This is a genomic window from Maribacter halichondriae (assembly GCF_027474825.1).
GTDB classification, from domain to species: Bacteria; Bacteroidota; Bacteroidia; order Flavobacteriales; family Flavobacteriaceae; genus Meishania; species Meishania halichondriae.
Genome location: NZ_CP107030.1, coordinates 2,988,741 through 3,010,114, shown reverse-complemented (window position 1 = coordinate 3,010,114; position 21,374 = coordinate 2,988,741). Strand labels below are relative to the sequence as shown.

17 protein-coding genes and 1 pseudogene are annotated in these 21,374 nt (G+C 41.5%); 6 read left to right on the top strand and 12 right to left on the bottom strand.

All coding sequences use genetic code 11. The annotated features are described in order from the left end of the window. Window positions 1–4 precede the first annotated feature (4 nt). The 11 genes and pseudogenes from rplD to N8A86_RS13860 form a co-directional block, all read right to left on the bottom strand. The gene (gene rplD, locus N8A86_RS13910; RefSeq protein ID WP_273565940.1) at window positions 5–634 is read right to left on the bottom strand and encodes a 50S ribosomal protein L4; all 630 of its coding nucleotides are present in this window, start codon (window positions 632–634) and stop codon (window positions 5–7) included. After that, window positions 634–1,256, bottom strand: a pseudogene (gene rplC, locus N8A86_RS13905) (50S ribosomal protein L3). The gene rplD and the pseudogene rplC overlap by 1 nt, the downstream one beginning before the upstream one ends. 221 nt (window positions 1,257–1,477) lie before the next feature. Continuing rightward, window positions 1,478–1,783, bottom strand: a complete 306-nt coding sequence (rpsJ, locus tag N8A86_RS13900; protein WP_007094989.1) for a 30S ribosomal protein S10 — start codon at window positions 1,781–1,783, stop codon at window positions 1,478–1,480. An 11-nt stretch (window positions 1,784–1,794) separates the two neighbouring features. Then, entirely contained in the window at window positions 1,795–3,930 is a 2,136-nt protein-coding gene (fusA, locus tag N8A86_RS13895) for an elongation factor G (RefSeq protein WP_273565939.1), read from the bottom strand. Between the two features lie 3 nt (window positions 3,931–3,933). Further along, on the bottom strand, window positions 3,934–4,410 hold the full coding sequence (rpsG, locus tag N8A86_RS13890; protein WP_273565938.1) for a 30S ribosomal protein S7: 477 nt from the start codon (window positions 4,408–4,410) through the stop codon (window positions 3,934–3,936). 110 nt (window positions 4,411–4,520) lie between these two features. Further along, window positions 4,521–4,895 carry a 30S ribosomal protein S12 gene (gene rpsL, locus N8A86_RS13885; protein ID WP_031445118.1) on the bottom strand — a complete coding sequence of 125 codons (375 nt, stop codon included), beginning with the start codon at window positions 4,893–4,895 and terminating at the stop codon, window positions 4,521–4,523. A 315-nt stretch (window positions 4,896–5,210) separates the two neighbouring features. After that, window positions 5,211–5,639: a hypothetical protein gene (locus N8A86_RS13880; RefSeq protein WP_273565937.1), complete on the bottom strand. Its 429-nt coding sequence runs from the start codon at window positions 5,637–5,639 to the stop codon at window positions 5,211–5,213. 135 nt (window positions 5,640–5,774) lie between these two features. Continuing rightward, the gene (locus tag N8A86_RS13875; RefSeq protein WP_273565936.1) at window positions 5,775–6,032 is read right to left on the bottom strand and encodes a hypothetical protein; all 258 of its coding nucleotides are present in this window, start codon (window positions 6,030–6,032) and stop codon (window positions 5,775–5,777) included. Window positions 6,033–6,058: 26 nt separating this feature from the next. Next, a complete protein-coding gene (locus tag N8A86_RS13870; protein ID WP_273565935.1) occupies window positions 6,059–6,832 on the bottom strand; it encodes a hypothetical protein in 774 nt (257 codons plus the stop codon). A 95-nt stretch (window positions 6,833–6,927) separates the two neighbouring features. Further along, window positions 6,928–7,701 (bottom strand): hypothetical protein, encoded by a 774-nt coding sequence (locus N8A86_RS13865; RefSeq protein ID WP_273565934.1) that lies wholly within the window; start codon window positions 7,699–7,701, stop codon window positions 6,928–6,930. 82 nt (window positions 7,702–7,783) lie between these two features. Beyond that, complete coding sequence (locus tag N8A86_RS13860) at window positions 7,784–8,563, bottom strand: hypothetical protein (protein WP_273565933.1); 780 nt, start codon at window positions 8,561–8,563, stop codon at window positions 7,784–7,786. 829 nt (window positions 8,564–9,392) lie between these two features. Between N8A86_RS13860 and N8A86_RS13855 the strand changes: the two genes are divergently transcribed. From N8A86_RS13855 to rlmB, 6 genes are all read left to right on the top strand, one after another. Beyond that, entirely contained in the window at window positions 9,393–12,617 is a 3,225-nt protein-coding gene (locus N8A86_RS13855) for a SusC/RagA family TonB-linked outer membrane protein (RefSeq protein WP_273565932.1), read from the top strand. Window positions 12,618–12,647: 30 nt separating this feature from the next. Next, window positions 12,648–14,336: a SusD/RagB family nutrient-binding outer membrane lipoprotein gene (locus N8A86_RS13850; RefSeq protein ID WP_273565931.1), complete on the top strand. Its 1,689-nt coding sequence runs from the start codon at window positions 12,648–12,650 to the stop codon at window positions 14,334–14,336. A gap of 21 nt (window positions 14,337–14,357) precedes the next feature. Then, window positions 14,358–15,305, top strand: coding sequence for a hypothetical protein (locus tag N8A86_RS13845; protein WP_273565930.1), 948 nt, complete (start codon window positions 14,358–14,360; stop codon window positions 15,303–15,305). Between the two features lie 157 nt (window positions 15,306–15,462). Beyond that, window positions 15,463–18,837 (top strand): VCBS repeat-containing protein, encoded by a 3,375-nt coding sequence (locus N8A86_RS13840; RefSeq protein WP_273565929.1) that lies wholly within the window; start codon window positions 15,463–15,465, stop codon window positions 18,835–18,837. A 65-nt stretch (window positions 18,838–18,902) separates the two neighbouring features. After that, window positions 18,903–19,643: a hypothetical protein gene (locus N8A86_RS13835; protein WP_273565928.1), complete on the top strand. Its 741-nt coding sequence runs from the start codon at window positions 18,903–18,905 to the stop codon at window positions 19,641–19,643. Between the two features lie 69 nt (window positions 19,644–19,712). Continuing rightward, the gene (gene rlmB, locus N8A86_RS13830) at window positions 19,713–20,456 is read left to right on the top strand and encodes a 23S rRNA (guanosine(2251)-2'-O)-methyltransferase RlmB (RefSeq protein ID WP_273565927.1); all 744 of its coding nucleotides are present in this window, start codon (window positions 19,713–19,715) and stop codon (window positions 20,454–20,456) included. Window positions 20,457–20,513: 57 nt separating this feature from the next. On the opposite strand, the gene N8A86_RS13825 is transcribed toward rlmB, so the two are convergent. Then, window positions 20,514–21,245, bottom strand: coding sequence for a rhomboid family intramembrane serine protease (locus N8A86_RS13825; protein ID WP_273565926.1), 732 nt, complete (start codon window positions 21,243–21,245; stop codon window positions 20,514–20,516). Window positions 21,246–21,374: the final 129 nt, after the last annotated feature.

Here is a 21,374-nt window from a genome sequence, read left to right as displayed (position 1 = left end):
TTTCCTATTTTGTTAAGTTCGATTGCAATCCTTCTAGAGCTCCTTCAAGCAATACAATATTGTTTGCATTCAATATTTTGTAAGTGCTTATTTCTGAGCTAGTTATGACCTCAGAACGCTCCAAATTACGCGAAGACAAATATACACCATTATTTGAATCGCCCAACACAAACAAAGATTTTTTGTTTTCTAGTCCCAAAGACTTCAAAACAGCTACAAAATCTTTCGTTTTAGGAGTATCGAAATTAAAGTCTTCAACAACCAAAATCGCCTTCTCTTTCGACTTGATACTTAAGGCTGATTTTCGCGCCAAACGCTTCAAGTTCTTGTTTAATTTTTTGAGTGTAATCTTTTGGTCTTGGTCCAAAAATACGTCCACCCCCTTGAAAATTGGAGACTTGATACTACCTGCACGTGCTGTACCGGTACCTTTTTGTTTCTTAATTTTGCGCGTACTACCTGCTATTTCAGCTCGTTCCTTTGATTTGTGGGTACCCTGGCGTTGATGGGCCAGGTACTGCTTCACATCTAAATAAACGGCATGATCGTTCGGCTCTATAGCGAAAACAGCATCAGAAAGGTCTGCCTTTCTACCTGTTTCTTTTCCTTTAATATCTAAAACTGCTACCTTCATTATTGCCACCTTTGAATCGTTACATACCCATTCTTATGACCGGGTACTGCACCTTTTACTACTAAAAGATTTTTTTCCGGCACTACCTTTAAAACCTAAGGTTTTGAACGGTCACTCTTTCACCGCCCATACGACCTGCCATTCGCATTCCTTTGAATACTCTTGACGGATCTGAACCTGCACCAATCGACCCAGGTGCACGTAGTCGGTTATGCTGCCCGTGTGTTGACTGGCCCACACCTCGAAAACCGTGTCTTTTTACAACACCCTGAAAACCTTTTCCCTTCGATGTTCCAACGACATCGACAAATTCACCTTCTACAAACATATCGACACCAACGGTATCTCCCAATTTGTACTCTCCTTCAAAACCTTGGAACTCGACGACCTTCTTTTTAGGAGATGCACCTGCCTTTTTAAAATGGCCTGATTCAGCCTTGTTAGCACGCTTCTCTGCCTTGTCATCGAAACCAAGTTGAAGGGCACTATACCCGTCCACCTCTTCGGTTCTGACTTGGGTAATTACGCATGGGCCTGCCTCGATCACGGTACACGGAACATTCTTTCCGTTCTCATCAAAGATGCTGGTCATGCCTACTTTTTTTCCTATTAACCCAGACATTTGATTTTAGATTTTAGATTTTAGATTTTAGATTTCGAACTTGAAACCAAAACCCATCATCTGTTTATTTATATTACTTAAAAATTCTACTTACTCTTACAATTCATGACAAAAAAACAGGGTCAAAAATAATTCAACCCTGAATTTATTTTTGTTGCCGTTTTTCCTTTGCGCGCAGCTCCGGACATGTCTTACCACCAAATTTTTTGGTGGCTCAATACCTATACTTTTATCTCGACCTCAACGCCACTAGGAAGCTCAAGCTTCATCAATGCGTCAATGGTTTTTGACGATGAGCTATAAATATCCAAAAGTCTCTTATATGAACTCAATTGAAACTGCTCTCTCGATTTTTTATTTACGTGCGGTGAACGCAATACCGTAAATATTTTCTTGTGCGTTGGCAACGGAATCGGACCTGTAACCACTGCTCCGGTAGTCTTTACCGTTTTTACGATTTTCTCGGCAGATTTGTCTACCAAATTGTGATCGTAAGATTTTAACTTTATCCTGATTTTCTGACTCATCTTTCTTAAAATTAAGCGGTTACGCCTTTAGCTGCCTTGATTACTTCCTCTGCGATATTCGATGGGGTCTCGGCATAGTGCGAGAATTCCATGGTCGAAGTTGCCCTACCGGACGACAATGTTCTCAACGACGTTACATAACCGAACATTTCGGACAATGGCACCTCACCTTTGATAACCTTGGCACCGGCCCTATCGCTCATATTTGAAATTGTACCGCGTCGACGGTTCAAATCTCCTACAATATCACCCATATTTTCTTCAGGAGTAAGCACTTCAATTTTCATTATAGGCTCCATCAATACAGCTTTCGCTTTCTTGGCCGCCTCTTTATATCCCATTTTGGCCGCTAGTTCAAAGGATAAAGAATCAGAATCCACTGCATGGAACGATCCATCTTTCAAAGTCACTTTCATACTATCCATTTCAAAACCGGCCAAAGGACCGTTTTTCATGGCTTCCTTGAATCCTTTTTCTACCGATGGAATAAATTCACGTGGAATATTACCTCCTTTAATAACATTGACAAACTCCAGTCCTGGTTTAGAATCCTCATTTTGCTCGATAGGCTCCATTGTGAATACGATATCGGCAAATTTTCCACGACCACCGGATTGTTTCTTGTAAACTTCCCTATGGTCTGCCGCTCTTGTAATCGCTTCTTTATATTCAACCTGAGGCTGACCTTGATTCACTTCTACCTTGAATTCGCGACGTAGTCGGTCAACGATAATATCCAAATGCAATTCGCCCATCCCGGAAATTATAGTCTGACCCGAAGCTTCATCAGTCTTTACCTGAAATGTCGGATCTTCTTCTGCCAATTTAGACAAGGCCATACCTAATTTATCGACATCTGCCTTCGTCTTAGGCTCCACAGCGATACCGATTACGGGATCGGGAAAATTCATACTTTCCAAGACTACAGGGTGCTTTTCTGAAGAAAGTGTATCCCCAGTCTTGATATCTTTAAACCCAACTGCTGCACCAATATCACCGGCCTCGATAAAATCGATGGCATTCTGCTTATTGGCGTGCATTTGATATATTCTAGAAATACGCTCCTTGTTTCCTGACCGATTATTCAATACATAGGAACCGGCATCCAACCTACCTGAATAGGCCCTAAAAAAGGCCAAACGACCTACGAAAGGATCCGTAGCAATCTTAAAGGCCAATGCCGCAAATGGTTCTTTTGGGTCAGGCTTTCGCAATACTTCTTTTTCCGTATCAGGATTGATGCCCACGATACCTTCTTTATCCAATGGTGAAGGCAAATAACGACATACAGCGTCCAATAAAAATTGAACACCTTTGTTCTTAAATGCAGAACCACAGATCATGGGTATTATACTCATATCCATAACAGCTGCTCGTAAAGCAGCATGCACCTCATCTTCGGTAATGGAATCTTCGTCTTCGAAGAATTTCTCCATCAAGGTCTCATCATATTCTGCAACGGCTTCAATTAGCATCGCGCGATATTCTTTCACTTCGGCTTTCATATCCTCAGGAATATCGACCACATCGAATGTTGAGCCCATATTATCCTCATGCCAAATTATCGCCTGGTTCTTGACCAAATCGACCACACCTTTAAAGTCGGCTTCATCACCGATAGGAAGCACAATTGGCACCGCATTTGATTTCAACATATCCTTAACTTGCTGACAGACAGCAAGAAAATTTGACCCTTGTCGGTCCATTTTATTTACAAAGCCCATTCTTGGAACTTTGTAGTTATCCGCCAATCTCCAGTTCGTCTCAGATTGAGGCTCAACACCATCAACTGCACTGAACAAGAAAACAAGTCCATCCAACACACGTAACGAACGGTTTACCTCAACGGTAAAATCTACGTGACCGGGAGTATCTATAATATTGAAGTGGTATGGTTTGGACTCATCGGTAACCTCTCCGTTTTTCATTGGAAAATTCCAAGTACAGGTGGTGGCCGCAGAGGTAATGGTAATCCCGCGCTCCTGCTCTTGTTCCATCCAATCCATGGTTGCCGCTCCATCATGTACCTCTCCTATTTTATGGCTAACACCAGTATAGTAAAGGATACGCTCGGTAGTCGTCGTCTTACCGGCATCAATATGCGCTGCAATACCTATATTTCTTGTGAATTTTAAATCTCTTGCCATTTCTTAAAATCTAAAGTGGGAGAATGCCTTGTTCGCTTCTGCCATTTTATGTGTATCAACTCTTTTCTTAACGGCCGCGCCTTCTTCTTTGGATGCTGCCAGAATCTCGGCCGCCAATTTTTGAGACATCCCTTTTTCGTTACGCTTTCTTGCATAACTGATTAACCATTTCATGGCTGTAGAAATTTTACGATCGGGTCGAATCTGCATCGGAATTTGAAAGGTGGCACCACCTACTCTTCTACTTCGCACCTCAACATGCGGCATAACATTGGAAAGTGCATCTTTCCAAAGTTCTAACGCCGTCTTTTCTTCATCGGTCTTTTTTTCTTCTACGATATCTATGGCATCGTAAAATACACTGAAGGCAACAGATTTCTTTCCATCCCACATCATCATATTGACAAAACGCGTCACCAATTGATCGTTAAATCGAGGGTCTGGTAAAAGTGGCCTTTTTTTCGCCTGTTTTTTTCTCATTACTTTAAAGTTTCAGGTTTCGAGTTTCGAGTTTCGGGCTTAAGTTTTTAGTTTTTTGAACTTTTTTACTTCGTACCTCTAACCTCGTACCTCTTAACCTTTTTTATTCATTACTTCTTCGGGCGTTTTGCACCATATTTAGACCTACGTTGGGTTCTACCTGCAACACCTGCTGTGTCCAAAGCACCCCTTACGATGTGGTATCTAACTCCTGGCAAATCTTTCACCCTTCCTCCTCTTACCAATACTATCGAGTGCTCTTGTAAATTGTGACCCTCTCCTGGAATATAGGCATTGACCTCTTTTCCATTGGTCAACCTCACCCTAGCAACTTTACGCATTGCGGAGTTCGGTTTTTTAGGAGTTGTGGTGTACACTCTTGTGCAAACACCTCTCCTTTGAGGGCACGAATCCAAAGCAGCCGATTTACTCTTCTTGGTAATAGTGACTCTTCCTTTTCGTACTAATTGTGAAATTGTTGGCATACTATAATATATATGTATAAAAACTTACCCCTGTTTAAGGGCTGGCAAATGTAAGACTATTTCATAATAATTCAAATCATAGGACATTAAATTTTTAGGATTTTTTTCTGAAAGACCATCTCTCAAGCAATGAGCAACACACATCGCCCATTTCGCCATACAATTTAGACCCATATCGAGGAAGCCTGGACTTCTAAATTTAACTTCAGGGATACTTACGAACAAGGATTTGTATTTCAACAAAAAACTCCACTTTGCAGTGTAGCCTTTTTGTCACATATCAAGAGACTGTTTTGAAATATTTCGATTATTCTCTTACTGTCCCGACGCCATTCCGGTACTTGTAATTTGCTCAGCATGTTCAAACACTTTTGCCAAATCATAGGGAGTCTCAAACTTTAAGCCCTTGTCTCTTATAAAAGATTCTATTTTTTTCTTTTCTGCACTATCAAAAAAGGCAAGAACCTCTTTCTTTCTAAGGTTTACATGTTGCGGATTCTGCTTTCCAGCGGTTACATAATACTCGGTCTTATCCAAGAATCTCGGTGGGAATGCAGTACCATGTGAGGTTTTTGCCGCTTTTCCTTCCTTATAAATTTTCATTTTACGAACATAGATAACATATCGGTCACCTTCATAGATAGGACTAAGATACCCCGTTGCAACATTCTCTTTCGCATCCGTAAATGTTTTGTAGACCATGGTCTCGCCATCTATTTTACAAGAAATGTTTTCATCCCTCACCAGCGATTCCGTATTGATATTATGCTTATTCCTTTTTATTTCTATATCATCGTTAAATGCATCATATCGGACATAAAATCGCGCCGCTTCATCGCCATAGGCAAAAATGGTCGCTTCGACAAAGTCTTTATCATATTAGGCCGTGCCCTTGATTCTGGCATAACCGGATTGTTTGGTAAAAGTGGGATCCCCAAACGAATCCTTAAAATCAGAAAAGGCGTTCATCACTGTGGGGTTATTGCCCAAAGATGCCTGAATCGTACAACAAAGCCCAAGTGCGTCGCGCCCGGCCACGTCCCCGCCAACTCTAAATGATTCGTTCATCATGCCCCTTTGGGCATAGGCCTGAAAACCCAATACTATAAGACCTAAAAAAATGACCAGCTTTTTCATATTACTTTTATATTTATATGTGTTATTTACTCCAACTGATCGCTAAAAGAAAAAAGGTCAATAAGATCTTTTCGGCGCATCAGATTGATTTTCTTATCCTTTATAAATTTTTTTAAGGTTTTTTCTTTGTCCTTACCCAAGAAGGATAAAACTTCGGATTTCTTGGGATATAAAAATTTTGGCATTTCACCATTCTTACTAACAAAGAATTCAGTTTCTTCAATAAATCGATGCGGAAACGACGTTCCATGTGAGGTCTTGGCTTGTTTCCCCTCTTTAAAGACTTTCATGTTACGCTGGTAGAGTTTGTATGCCATGCCTGAATAAAGGACAATAAGGTATCCTTCCTTTGTCATATTCTTATTATCCCCGTATTCATAATAGATAAAAGTATCACCTTCTAAAGAACAAGAAATAGCGGAGTGCTTGATCAAAGCGTGTACGCTTTCCGAGGTTCCTGTTTCCTTAATCTCGAACTCATCGTTATAAGCGTCATAACGCATATGTAATTTTTTATAGGCAACCCCATTATCGTACAGGGTACCTAACCGAAATTGATCGTCCAAATAAATAGATCCATATATGTCGTCAAGCGTAAGCCTTACTTCTTCGCCCATTTTGGCGAACTTTATGCGCATATCGCTATAGAGGTTCATCATGTTTGGGTTGTTGCCCAATCCTCCCAATTCACCACGGTCGCTTTTGAGCAAGGCATATCGTTCAGGAGTGAAGACTCCTCCCTCCCCAGGCGAATGAATATTGCCTTGGGCCATCATAGCATCCACAACCATAAATGCCATGCAAGAGTATAGTATTGTCAATATATTTCTCATAACCTTCTAAATCTCTTTTAGGTCCTCTAATTAGACCTCTGCTGTATCTATATAATGGTAGCCTAATACAACGTATTAACATATGCGAACAGATTGACCAAATCGCCAACCTTCGACACATCGATTTTCTTAGCCCTTATAAATTTTTTAATGGTTTTTTCTTTCTCCATCCCGAAGATGGAAATGATTTCAGATTTCTTGGCGGGAAGAATTTCGGGGATGTCGTCATCTTTCCTAGTAATATAAAATTCATTTTCGTCAACAAAGCGATGCGGAAACGATGTGCCGTGCGAGGTCCTTGCCTGCTTACCCTCTTTGAAATCCTTTATTTTACGTTCATAGAACCGATATGATTTTCCTTCATATAAGGGAATCAGATAACCGCTTCGCCGGGTATCATTCTTTCCGATCATAGTGGTATATATAAAAGTTCTACCGTTTAGGGAACATGAAAGTCCGGGATCTTTCACTAAAGCCTTGACCTCTTCGGACGCAGCGGATTCCTTAAGTTCCATTTCATCATTGTAGGCATCAAAGCGAAGTTGTAGTTTTTTGAACGCTTTTCCCTCTATGAAAAGCGTGCCAAGCGAGAATTGCCCATCAATATATATGGTTCCTTCTATATCATCTAAGGTAAGCTTTACCTCTTCGCCCATTTTGGCGAACTTCATCCGCATATCGCTATAAAAATTCTCAGAGGAGGGGTTGTTCCCCAAGGCCTTACTATGGTCCCAAACATCCCCGGATACGCCCCAAGGCTGTATGGTCTTTCGTTGCCCATTGACCGCGACACTAATAAAACAAGTAAGAACCAAAAAGAGGAAATAGTTTTTCAAAACCCTAACATTTAATAATTCATAATCTTTGGCACTAGACCTAGTTCGGCCGCTAATACGACTATTTTATACGGTATTCTTACTACAAGGTGTTTGCAAAAGCAAAAAGATCTATCAAATCGACCTGATTATTCAGGTTTATTCTTTTATCCTTTATATATTCCTTGATATGCTTTTCGCGTTCTTTTCCGAAGACGACCATAAGGTCGTTCTTTTTCGCCTTTACGAATCCAGGTATGCCTTCCCTGATTTTCACATAGTATTCGGCGGCATCAACAAATCGATGCGGAAAAGAAGTACTGTGAGAGGTCTTGGCCGGTTTGCCTTCCTTAAATTCTTTGAGTCTACGTTCATAGAGGCTATATTTTTTACCTTCATATAAGGGAATCAAGTAACCACTTCGCTCGTTGCTATTAGCATCGATCATTCTGGTGAATATAAAAGTTGACCCGTTTAACGAACAAGAGAGTTCCGGATCTTTTACCAATGCCAGAACTTCTTCGGTGGCGGCGGATTCCTTAATCTCTACTTCATCGTTATACGCATCGTAGCGCATATGCAGTTTTTTAAAAGCCTGCCCGTCATAAGCCAACGTTCCAAGATTGAACTTATCATTAAGATATATGGTACCTTCTATATCATCTAAAGTCAAGGTAACCTCTTCGCCCATTTTGGCGAATTTCATCCGCATGTCACTATATAGGTTCATGGTACTGGGGTTGTTACCCAATCCACCTTCGCCGGTCTTCAAGGCCGCCAAGCGACTGGCCGTAAAAATGCCGCCCTCGCCCTGAGCATGTATATTTCCTTGGGCACATGTTACTATAACCGCAAAAAGAGACATTAAATTCAAGATTCTCATCTTCTATTTTTTTTTCTACCACTAGTTTAATTGATAATTGGTAACGTCCATAGTCTTTTGAAAGTCCAATCCCGACTGTGAGCCATCCCCCTCATTGGGGGGGGGGTTGGGGGGTTGGGTTGGGGAGGTCCGCATACTGCTTTGACATACAAAAATCGTTTATCAGGGTTTCTTACTCCGACGCGACCTCCCTAAATCCCTCCCAAGGAGGGACTTATACCTCTTCACGTTTTAAAGGGAACAATCTATCATAAACAAACCATAGACCATGAAAGCTTATTTCGAACAGATTGACCATTTGATCAATATTATTTTTAGGGCAATTTTTTGATATTCACATAAAATGAGGGTAGAACATTTTTTCTACAGAAAGTTACAAAAACATGCGAACCGAAAAAATGCTTTTAGCCCCTAAAAACCCTTATTTTAGTTAAAATTCCGGAAAAAGAGTAAACGTTTATCGGGGCTTTCTAAAGGCTATGTTTCCTAAACGCAAATCTTTTCGTGCGCAACCCAAGGTCCAATTACGCATCTTATAATCGTTGAGAGCCAAAATGAACTGCAAATTCGAAACACGAGATGTTTTTTGAAGGATTATCAAAAAAATGTCTAATTCGGCCAGTTCGCAAAAAGAAATTAGGTAAATCATAATTTATTTTATGATATTCTCAGTTTTTCTCTTAATTATTGACATTATTATTATGCTATCACAAAAAGGATCGAGAAAGTTGTATTAATAAAATGCGTTCTTAAAGTTTTATTAAAAATCCTTTGGATTATTAACATGAATTTGTGATTTTTGCCGATAGCTAATTCAAATAATTAAAAAATGAGAACAAAATTCAATGGAATCTTGACGCTGTTATTGGCGTTGGTTGTGCAGATATCATTTGCACAGGAAAAGACGATTTCCGGTACTGTAACTGACCAAGACGGTCTACCTCTGCCCGGTGTAAACATCGTCGTAGAGGGTACCACTACAGGTACCCAGACCGATTTTGACGGAAACTACTCTATCAACGGAGAGGTCGGTCAAGTACTTTCTTTCACCTATATAGGTCAAAAAGAAGTAAAAATGCCGATTGGCGCAAACGACACCATTAATGTTCAGATGCAGGAGGATGCACAGGCCTTGGAAGAGGTCGTTGTAACTGCCCAGGGTATTAAAAGGGAGAAAAAAGCGCTAGGGTATGCCACCAGTTCGGTTGGCGAAGAAGCCTTGGAGCAACGCGCTGAAGGTGATGTTGCACGTGTGCTTGCCGGTAAGGCCTCAGGGGTGCAGATTACTGCCGCCGGTGGTATGTCCGGTTCCGCTACGAGTGTTACCATTCGTGGTTTGAGTTCCTTTAGTGGTAGTAACCAGGCCTTGTTCATTGTAGATGGTGTACCATTTAGCAATGACACCAACAATAACGGAGGTACCTTCCTTACAGGAAATACGGGATCCTCGCGTTTCTTGGATCTTGATCCGAACAACATCGCGAACATCGAGGTGCTGAAAGGTCTTGCCGCAACGACCTTATATGGTACGTTGGGTAAGAACGGGGTTATCTTGGTCACGACCAAGGCTGGAGCCTCTACAGGCGGTGTCAAGAAAAATGAAATTACGGTAAGTACGTCATACTTTACCAACGAATATGCCTCTTTACCGGATTATCAAAACTCATACGGTGGTGGTTTTGACCAAGCGTTTGGATGGTTCTTCAGTAACTGGGGACCAAGTTTTGATCGTGATGGTACAGCAGGTTGGGGCGCTCAAGCGGCCATAGATGCCAACGGTACGTTGGAACATCCATACTCTACAACGGCGATAGCCGCGACTCGGGATGCTTTTCCAGAGTTGCAGGGGGCTCGCTACGCTTGGAGGCCGTACTCTTCGGTAGAAGATTTCTTTGCTCCAGGGTATGTGACGAACACTTCCGTGAATTTTGCGGGCGGCTCTCAAGATGGTAATACTACCTATAATGCCAACCTAGGGCATTTGAACGATGTTGGGTTTACCCCAGGTAACAAATTGAATCGAATCAACTTCTCCGTTGGTGGACGTTCTAAGCTAAGCAATAAGTTTACCATTACGGGAGCTATGAACTATTCACGTACCGATTACGATACGCCACCGGTTTCGGCGAGTCGCGGTAACGGAGGTATCAGCTCAAACTCCATTTATGGCGCTGTACTTTTTACGCCTATCAGTGTAGATTTGATGGGGCTACCTTATGAAAACCCTCAGACTGGTGGTAGTGTCTATTATCGAAACACGAACGATATCATTAACCCACGATGGGTAGGTGACCATATCAAGTTCAATCAGTTGACTAACCGTTTTTACTTCAATACTTCTTTAAACTATGAATTGAGTGAAAACCTTGGGGTGACCTGGAGAACAGGATTGGATTTCTATAACGAACGAAACACACAATTTTCTGATAGAGGTGGGGTTGAGTTTAATTTCGACATCTTCGGATTCCTGAACACTTATGATACCAATAATACTATTTGGGATCATACGGCCTCTTTGAACGGTAATTACGACCTTTCCGAAAAAATCGGAATGACCTTTAACGTCGGTGCCAATGCCCGATCTGATGATTTTGATCTTCAAGGGGTAGCCAGTACAGGTCAGATCGTATTCGGAATCAGACGACACTTTAACTATGAGAACCAAGCACCCATCCAATTTTCGCAAAAACGAAATATTGTCGGTGTATTCGGGGATCTAAGTTTTGACTACGACAACTTCTTATTCTTGAACGTGAGTAGTAGAACGGACTGGGTATCGAACTTGATCAAAGAAAATCGCAGTTTGACCTATCCGGGTGTTAGTTTGTCCTTTTTACCGACCGCAGCGTTCAGTGGTTTAAAATCAGAAAATGGTTTAAACTATTTGAAGTTACGTGCTAGTTACGGTACTTCGGCGAATTTCCCGACTGGGTATCCGACGGTAAGTGTTGTGGAGCAAAATACGCAAGCCTTCGGCGAAGGCGGTGAGATTACCACGAATCAAGTGGATAACTTCCGTGCCAATCCAGCACTAAAACCTGAATTGCTAAAAGAATTCGAGGTCGGTTTTGAAAGCAAGTTCTGGAAAAATAGAATTTCCTTGGATTTTACCTATTATGACAGAAGAACGGATGATTTGATCGTTTTCGAACCCTTATCACCTTCTACCGGATTTACTTTGACGCAGAGTAATATCGGTCAAATCAGTAACAAAGGTTACGAAGCCGATTTAGGCATCGATTTGTTCCGAAGTGATGATGGTTTCAATTGGAATAGTAAAGTAAACTTCTTTGCAAATAAAGAAGTTGTTGAGGAGCAAGAGCAGGATATTATCTTCTATACCGGAAGTACTGCATTGTTCATCGGGGCGAATGCTGCCATCAAAGGAGAATCGTTGGGTACTATAGTCGGTACAGCTTTTCTACGTGATGAGGCGGGTAACTTGTTGACCAATGATGCCGGTAACTATATTATTTCGGAATCTGACCTTGATGGCAATGTGCCGATCATTGGTGATGCCATACCGGATTATACGATGAACTTTATCAACAGTCTCTCGTATAAGAGCTGGAGCCTAGGGTTTCAGGTCAACCATATCAAAGGGGGTGACATCATGTCTAGTACCATTGCTACCTTATTGGGTAGGGGCTTGATCGTCGAAACGGAAGATCGTTTGAATACCTATATTCTTCCAGGGGTAAACCAGAATAGCGGTCAGCCTAACGATATTCAGTTGAACAACTCGACCTATTACTTTAGCAACTTGTTATTCGGTCCGGCAGAAGGCAAAATTTATGACGCTTCGGTACTCCGATTACAAGAGGTTTCTTTGGGCTATTCATTGCCTAAGAAGTTCTTGGAGAAGACACCTTTTGGATCTTTAACATTTACGTTGCAAGGTTTTAACCTTTGGTACGACGCATATAATACGCCAGACGGTGCCAACTTCGATCCCAATGTTGCGGGTGTCGGTGTCGGTAACGGACGAGGTTTCGATTTCTTGAACGGACCGAGTACCAGAAGATATGGTATGAGCGTAAAGATGACCTTTTAAAAAAATTGTTAATCTAATTATATAGATATTATGAAAAAAATAATGAAATACATGCTCGTGGTCTTCGTAGCAGGTGGTCTTTTGAACTCCTGTGATACGACCGAGCTAGACTTAAGAACAAGTCCGAACGACTTGGCCGCGGATCAGGCAGATCCTAATTTATTGTTGAACTCCATCCAATTCTCCTATGTACAGAACATGGTCGAGTTTAACGACCGAGGTTCTGAAACGACCCGAATAGACTATATGGGAGGTCGTGACTATTTCAACAACTACCCGGGAGCCACATTTAATGGCATTTGGTCAAGAACCTATAGTAGTGGGGGTACGGGCGTTGGCTCAGGTGTGAGTGTAGGGATATTGACAAACCTGAACACTTTGGAGTCCATTAATAATGACTCCGAAGTCAACTACAATTTTCACGTGGGTATCGGTAAAGTGATGTATGCCCATCAATTGTTATTATTGGTCGATTATTTAGGAAAGGCTGCTTTTAGTCAAGCAGGTAATCCGGAAGAGTTCCCTGCTCCAACGTTGGACGATGGCCCAGCGGTATATGCTGCTGCCTTAGGATTGTTGGATGAAGCCGAGGGCTTGTTGAGTGGTGATGCGCCTACCTTGGGGGCTACGGATTTTTTCTACGGAGGTGATGCTGCGAAATGGATTAAGGCGATCAACTCGATTCGTCTTAAAGCGTACGTGACTACAAATGACACGGCTGGTTTTAATGCCGTCATTGCAGGAAATAATTTTATCAGTGCTACTGAGGATGATTTTCAATTTCAATTTGGGTCGCGCGAACTGCAGCCCGATACACGTCATCAGGATTATGCAGGGGATTACACACCCAGTGGTGTCGGCCCCTACAAATCCAACTGGTTGATGGAAACCATGGATGATAAAAATGATCCCCGTATTCGATATTATTTCTACCGCCAAGAGCCAGGCACCCCCGGTGCTTTGGATATCGATGGTAATCCCGTTCCACCAAGTGAGGAAACATTGGCCTGTTCATTGGTGGTGCCTCCACAGCACTATTTAGATGGTGGATATACGTTCTGTAGTGCCGATAATGGGTATTGGGGTCGTTCACACGGAAATGATGAAGGTACGCCACCAGATGGTTTTGTAAAAACAGGTGTGGGTGTCTACCCAGCTGCAGGGCGCTTTGACGACAACAGTTTTGATGTTGTTGGTTTGGGCCTTGGTGGTGGCGGTGTCGGTATCGAACCTATTATTTTAGCCTCGTGGGTCGATTTTTGGAGAGCCGATATGGCAGCCAGTGATACTGACAGAGCCACGTTTATGAGAGCAGCTATGGTAAAATCCATTGCCAAAGTACAAAGTTTTGGAGCCTTGGACGGCAATGCCGACAAGTCTTTTGAGCCCACTGCGGCCGAAGTCACAGCCTATATTGATGGTATTGTGGCAGATTTTAACGCGGCAACCGGTGATGACAAAGAAGACATATTTGCAGAACAATATTGGATTGATATGTGGGGTGGCGGTGCCGAGGCCATTAACTATTATAGAAAAACTGGGTATCCCACTACGTTAACTCCGAACTGGGAATTGAATCCTGGGCCGTTCCCAAGATCGTTCTTAATACCTCAGAACGAGGTTGTAACTAACCCGAACTTGACACAGAAAACTACGCTTACCGAGCAAGTTTTTTGGGATTCGAATCCAGCAAGTCCGGCTTTCCCGCCAGCGAATTAATAATCTAAAAAAGTAAAGACAATGAAAATTAACTATAAAATTTTTACCGCTCTTGCCCTAACTTCGCTGCTGTTCACGGCTTGTGATGAGGGAGACGCCGTCGTCGATGACATTGTAGCCAATACCGAACGAGGTGCCATACTACGAACCCTTAATCTAATCTCAAATGAATTGCCGATCGGTAAGGCCGATGCCAACTTTTCGGTCGAACTAGAGGTACAAGATGTACAAAATGGGGCTTTAGTCGACAATATCGAAGTCTATTTAGGTTTCCGTGATAATACGGTCGAAACCGGCGGTACTGATTTGGATAAGCCCGAGCAACTTGTTGCTACCATACCGAGTTCAAGTTTCACCCAAGGGGAGAGAGGTTTGCCAGTAACATCTTATTCCATAACACTTGCAGAAATGTTAAGCACCTTGGGTGTTGCAGAAAGTGATTTGGATGGCGGTGATCAATTCAGTGTACGATTTGAATTGGTGCTTACAGATGGGAGAAGATTCTCTTTTGCACAGAATTCAGGTACATTGACTGGTACTTATTTTGCTTCTCCGTTTCTTTATACTCCGGGAGTTACATGTCCAGTGGAAGACACCCAATTTGTTGGGAACTATCTTATGGAGCAAATTACGGCAGAGGTAGATGGATTCACATTATCGTCAGGTACGATAACAACATTAACAGTTGGAGATACTTCTGTTGAACGAGTATTTGATACGTTCAACTATCCAACCTATTGTGGAACAAACAACCCATTCAAGTTTGAATTGGTTTGTGGTGAAGTTGTAGTACCTAATCAGAACAGTAACTGTGCATGTGGAGATGGCGGGGATTGGTTTACTGACGCTACCGTTAGATCTACCTATGACATTAATGATGATAGTGTATTTGAGGTTACTTTTACCGATGATGCACAATCGAATTGTAGTAGTCCCGTACAAACGACGTATAGGTTTACGAAGCAATAAGATATCGTTTAACAAAATGATGACCGACCGTTGCACATGTAGCGGTCGGTTTTTTTATGGGTATTTACCAATGAACACTGTAAATTTGCATACATCGTATTTTAACTGTTCCTAATAAATTCTCTAAATTGAGCCATTGTTCAAAGTCTTGAAAGAAATGAGAAGAATATCTGTTATAAGTTTAATCATAATCTTAGGTCTTGGCCTGAATCATTCTTGTAGAAAAGATGATAAATCCAATACTGGAACTTCTGAAGTGGATAGCACCCAAACGAGTACCTCAAAACAGGTTTTCCAGAAAGTAGATGCTAAAACCAGTAACCTTTATTTTTCTAATTCCATAACAGAAAATGTCGCCACACTCGAAAACCTCTTCAGCTTTGATTATTTCTACAACGGTGCAGGTGTCGGAGTCGAAGACCTGAACAACGACGGCCTATTGGATATTTTTTTCTGTGGCAACCAAGTCGATAACAAATTGTATCTCAACGAGGGCAATTTAACGTTTAAAGACATTTCGGCCGAAGCGGGCATCAATGTGGGCAAAAAATGGTCGAACGGTATAACCTTCGTCGATATCAATAATGATGGTTTTAAAGACATCTATGTTTCACAAGGAGGGCCTAACCCTAGACTGAACAGAAAAAACCTTCTATATATTAACAATGGCACTTCAACGGCCGCAGGGCAAGTAACCTTTACCGAATCGGCTGAAGAATATGGACTTGCGGACATGGGTATAACCACCCAATCGGCATTTTTCGACTATGACAACGACGGTGATCTCGACTGTATTGTTATGAACGAAAATGAAATTTATGGGGTCGACCCTATAAACTTCTACAACATGGTGGCCAAAGATAGGGAAGCGCAACATTTTAACAGCTCTCATTTATATCGTAACGATAATGGCAAATTTATTGATGTCACCAAGGCCTCTGGCTTGGAACGTCCTATTTTTGGCCTCGGTCTTTGCATTAGCGATATCAACAAAGATGGGTGGCTGGATTTCTATATTGCCAGTGACTATTATATTCCCGATGCATTGTATATCAATCAGGGTGATGGAACTTTTGAAGATCAAATAAAGGAATATACCCAACACCTATCCTTTTTTGGTATGGGTATGGACATTGCCGATATGAACAATGATGATTTGGAGGATATTTTCGTACTCGATATGTCGTCTAGCGACCACGTACGGTCAAAGACCTTGATGGCCTCAATGAATACGGGTCGGTTCGACTATTTGATCAATAAGGCGGAATTTCACTATCAGTACATGTTCAATACATTGCAGCTGAACTTGGGCAATGATTCGTTCAACGATATAGCACAGCTCACCGAGATGGCCAATACCGACTGGAGTTGGTCCGTTTTGATGTCCGATTATGACAACGATACCGACGCCGATGTTTTTATTACCAACGGATACCGAAGATACGCACTTGACAATGACCTTCAGAACAGGGTTTTTGAAACACAAAAAAGATATAGAAATCAAGTGCCCCTTGACATAAAAAAACAGCTTTATGAATCAATGCCTTCGGAAAAATTAGCCAATATACTTTATGAAAATAAAGGGGGATTGAATTTTACCGAAAATGCCCAAAACTGGGGCTTGGGCGACTTTTCCTTTAGCAATGGCGTAGCGCAGGGAGATCTTGACGATGACGGAGATCTCGACCTTGTTGTCAACAATATGGATGAAAATACCTTTTTATACAAAAACCTAAGCTCAGAAAACAACACAGGCAACTTTCTGAAAGTCAAGGTCTTGGGCGAAACCTCGGACCCTTTTGCCAAAATCAGGATATCATATGACGGAAAGTCACAGTTCGTTGAACAGAAAAGAGTTCGAGGCTATATGTCTTCCCAAGAAAATACAGCACATTTCGGTCTAGGCAACATCACTAAAGTCGATACTGTATTGGTGACCTGGCTAAATGGCAAAACGGAGTATCGTCTAAATATTGATGTCAACACCACTATTTCGTTCGATATAAAAAATGCAAAGGTCGAGCAACCCCTAAAAACCAATATAAAAAAATCAATTTTTGATGAAGTACGACCGACTACTTTAGGCCTTGATTTCGTGCATCGTGAAAATTTCTTCGATGACTTTGAGACTGAAATACTACTGCCTTATAAACAATCGAACTTCGGTCCATTTTTGTCAAAAGCCGATGTTAATGGTGATGGGCTTACCGATCTATTCGTAGGTGGCGCCTCGGGTCAAGCGGCCGAGCTATACTTACAAAAGCAAGGCACTTTCAAAAAAATGGAATCCGCCATTTTCGAAGAAGATAAGGGCTTTGAAGACATGGAATCGGTCTTTTTCGATTTTGATGGCGACAATGACCTTGATCTCTACGTGGTCAGTGGCGGAAACGAGTTCGCCGAGAACTCATCGTTCTATCGCGACAGAATTTATTTGAATGATGGGTCGGGTACTTTCTCAAAATATCAAGATCCGCTTTTGGAATCGTTTCCAAAAAGCGGTAAATCAGTTGATATCATCGATTTTGACCAAGATGGTGATAGCGATATCTTGGTAGGAAATCGAACGATTCCGAAAAACTATCCGAAACATAGTCCATCTGTACTGTATGAAAACGAAAACGGCACGTTGAAAGACGTGACTTTAGAAAAAGCCCCAGAATTGGATAATTTCGGTATTGTCAATAGTATTTTGACCACAGATTTTAACAATGACGGATGGGAAGATTTTATCGCGGTCGGGGAATGGACAACCATGGGGTTCTTTCAGAATAACAAGGGTCATTTTACATTAGTGAAAGATTCCGAAGCTATGAGCCATAAAGGGTGGTGGTTTTCGGTTAATGAGACCGACATCAACAAAGACGGACTGAAGGATTACATTGTAGGCAATGTTGGCCTGAACCTAAAATTTAAGGCAAGTAAGAAAAAGCCCTTCAAAATATATTCGAATGATTTTGACAATAACGGCACCAATGACGTCGTCTTGAGCAAAGAATACAAAGGGGAATACGTGCCGGTTCGAGGTCGGGAATGTTCCTCGCAACAAATGCCCTTTATCAAAGATAAATTCGGTACCTATTCGGAGTTTGCCAATGCCACACTTGTCGATATTTATGGTGAAAAATTATCCGATGCGTATGAAAACGCAGTCGATGAGTTCAACTCGTTGATTTTAATAAACATGGGCGACGGCAATTTCGAAAGTCGACCGCTGCCAATCGAAGCACAACAGTTTCCGATAATGAACAGTGTTTTTCAAGACATCGATGGCGATGGCTACGAAGACTGCATTGTAGCGGGCAATATATACGAAACCGAGGTTGAAACCCCCAGGCTCGATGCCATATCGGGGGTAGTACTACTTTCCAATGGCAAGAACGGTTATTCCGTAATGGACCGATCTGATTCTGGATTATATCTTGAGGGCAATGTGAAAGACCTTACCGTGATTAATTTCATGAAAAAGCCCTTGTTGATCAATACACGAAACAATGATCGTTTAAGTGCACATAAATTGATATCAAATTAACTTTTGTTTGGACAAATGCGCCAATTTATTTGTTAAATTTGTGAACACGTATTAAAAATTGAATTATGAAAAAGTTAGTTTATTTAATATTATTTTTTGGAGCCTGTACCACAGGTATCGCGCAATTCGCCGGGCAAGCTTCATCAAACATGTCGGCCGGTGGTGGACAAGGTGCTCAAGGGCAAATCTATGACCTGATGGGGCCCATAAGCGAACGAAACGCAAAAAATGAGGATCGCTATGCCGAATTTCAAGGGTCACCCTATATATCCAATACGTACTTGCCGACGACCATGTACTATGGCGATGAAAATCTAGGCACTATTTTTTATCGTTACAACGCACTGAACGAAGAAATAGAAATCAAGAAAACGAATTCTGAAGAAGAAACCGCCAAAAGCCTATCAAGGGATAAAGAGGTCAGTATTCTTTCCAACGGTAAGAAATTGAGCTTTAAGACTTTCGTCACCTCGAAGAACAAAACACTTAACGGATACCTAACCACCTTGATGGATGGTAAAAATTATAAACTGTTCAAAAGAACCCATGTAAAGTTCACGGAGGGCAAGCCGGCCGCAAATTCATTTGTAAAAGCCGTACCTAGTAGATTTAGCCAATTTACAGAGTATTACTACCAAAAAGAAGGTGTCAATCGTATGGATGAGATTTCCTTGAAAAACAGTAAGTTGGTCAAGCTTGTTGATGATTCTAAAAAAGATGAATTAAAGTCTTATTTGAAGGAAAATGACCTGAATATCAAGGACGAGGCCGATCTAATAAGAGCCTTTGAGTTTTTGAACCAATAAAAATTTGTTGACATTTGATGAAACCATCCTGCCGTACGGCGGGATGGTTTTTTATTTTACCTTTATCCAATGGAGAAAACTAGCCAAATTTATGGAATTCGAGCCGTTCTAGAAGCTATACACAGTGATGAGACCCTTGATAAGGTATTTATTCAAAAAGGTCTAAAAGGCGATCTTTCCAAAGAGCTGGAAGGCATAATCCGAAAAAAAGGTATTAACGCCTCTTACGTTCCTATCGAAAAGCTGAACCGTTTGACTTCGAACAACCACCAAGGTGTGGTTGCGACCATCTCGCCTATTACCTTCCACGAACTCGATGCCCTTGTAGAAAAGGTCATGGAAAGTGAAAGAACACCTTTATTCTTGCTTCTAGACCAACTGTCGGATGTACGAAATTTCGGGGCCATTATAAGAACGGCCGAATGTTGTGGCGTTGATGGCATCATTATTCAGAAAAAAGGGGCGGCTCCCGTAACTTCGGACACTATCAAAACCTCGGCAGGTGCTGCATTTAAGGTTCCCATCGCCAAAGTGGACCATATTAAGGATGCTGTATTCTATTTACAAGCCTCTGGCATTGCCGTTGTCGCAGCCACGGAGAAGACCGAAAAAACTATCTACGAGGTTGATTTTAAAAGACCCTGCGCCATAATTATGGGCTCCGAAGACCGTGGCATATCGCCATCCATTCTGAAAGCGGCCGATGCCCTAGCAAAACTCCCTTTACTAGGTGAAATCGCCTCTTTGAACGTATCAGTGGCCTGTGGCGTGTTTTTATATGAAGCGGTAAGACAACGAAGGGTTAAGGGTTAAGGGTTAAGGGTTAAGGGTTAAGGAAAGATAACCTGCAATATTTATGCTATCAACTGTTTACTGCCCACTATTTTCAGCGTCCTTTTTAAAATGATAGGTAATCTTAATACCATCGGAAGTTTCCGGAGGGGTTTCTATAAAATTGCCCTCCTCATCGAACTGTTTTAAAAATTCGTCGTTTTCTTCATCATAATCCTCTTTTTCCCAGTCGAACTTTTTTACAACCGGAATTTTCGCCTTTATAAAAATTGCCATAAATAAGCCTACTAAAAAACCTCCCAAATGGCCTTCCCAAGAAATTCCATCTTTTATGGGGAAGATATACCACAACAGACTTCCATAGATAAAAACCACCACAAGGGATAAGGCCACCAACCTATAATATTTGGTGAAAATTCCTTTAAATAAAACAAAACTGGCCAAAAGATAGATGACACCACTAGCACCGATGTGATATGAAGGCCTTCCGATAGCCCAAGTAAAAAGTCCGGAGAGAAGAATTCCCCAAAACAGTACTTTCAATGCAATGTTCCGATAGAAATAAAACAAGGAGGCCATCAAAATGGCCAGTGGAATGGTATTGTTGTAAAGGTGCTCGACCGAACCGTGAATGAACGGACTTAATACAATACCTTTCAGGCCCGAAAATGTTCTTGGTACGATACCTAATTGATTGAAGTTGGTCTGAAAACGTAGTTCGAACCAAAAAACGGTCCATATTAGCAGCACCCCCAATAGTGGTGCTACTAGAACGGAATTCGTAAATTTAAAATAATGGTTTTCAGACATTTTTTATCTTCAAAACAAGGCTCCTACCTATGAAATCATGATTAATCTAGTCGGATAGTTACCAAAAACCTATCCGTAAAAGTAAATAACGACAAATAGTCATCCCTTATTTTATCTTATTTTTATACC

Coding starts and splice junctions, on each gene's coding strand:
- N8A86_RS13825 (WP_273565926.1), bottom strand. CDS start 21,245: ATGTCTGAAAACCATTATTTTAAATTTACGAATTCCGTTCTAGTAGCA.
- rpsL (WP_031445118.1), bottom strand. CDS start 4,895: ATGCCAACAATTTCACAATTAGTACGAAAAGGAAGAGTCACTATTACC.
- N8A86_RS13850 (WP_273565931.1), top strand. CDS start 12,648: ATGAAAAAAATAATGAAATACATGCTCGTGGTCTTCGTAGCAGGTGGT.
- N8A86_RS13875 (WP_273565936.1), bottom strand. CDS start 6,032: ATGAAAAAGCTGGTCATTTTTTTAGGTCTTATAGTATTGGGTTTTCAG.
- rpsG (WP_273565938.1), bottom strand. CDS start 4,410: ATGAGAAAAAAACAGGCGAAAAAAAGGCCACTTTTACCAGACCCTCGA.
- N8A86_RS13835 (WP_273565928.1), top strand. CDS start 18,903: ATGAAAAAGTTAGTTTATTTAATATTATTTTTTGGAGCCTGTACCACA.
- rpsJ (WP_007094989.1), bottom strand. CDS start 1,783: ATGAGTCAGAAAATCAGGATAAAGTTAAAATCTTACGATCACAATTTG.
- N8A86_RS13855 (WP_273565932.1), top strand. CDS start 9,393: ATGAGAACAAAATTCAATGGAATCTTGACGCTGTTATTGGCGTTGGTT.
- N8A86_RS13845 (WP_273565930.1), top strand. CDS start 14,358: ATGAAAATTAACTATAAAATTTTTACCGCTCTTGCCCTAACTTCGCTG.
- N8A86_RS13860 (WP_273565933.1), bottom strand. CDS start 8,563: ATGAGAATCTTGAATTTAATGTCTCTTTTTGCGGTTATAGTAACATGT.
- N8A86_RS13870 (WP_273565935.1), bottom strand. CDS start 6,832: ATGGCATTTATGGTTGTGGATGCTATGATGGCCCAAGGCAATATTCAT.
- fusA (WP_273565939.1), bottom strand. CDS start 3,930: ATGGCAAGAGATTTAAAATTCACAAGAAATATAGGTATTGCAGCGCAT.
- rplD (WP_273565940.1), bottom strand. CDS start 634: ATGAAGGTAGCAGTTTTAGATATTAAAGGAAAAGAAACAGGTAGAAAG.
- rlmB (WP_273565927.1), top strand. CDS start 19,713: ATGGAGAAAACTAGCCAAATTTATGGAATTCGAGCCGTTCTAGAAGCT.
- N8A86_RS13840 (WP_273565929.1), top strand. CDS start 15,463: ATGAGAAGAATATCTGTTATAAGTTTAATCATAATCTTAGGTCTTGGC.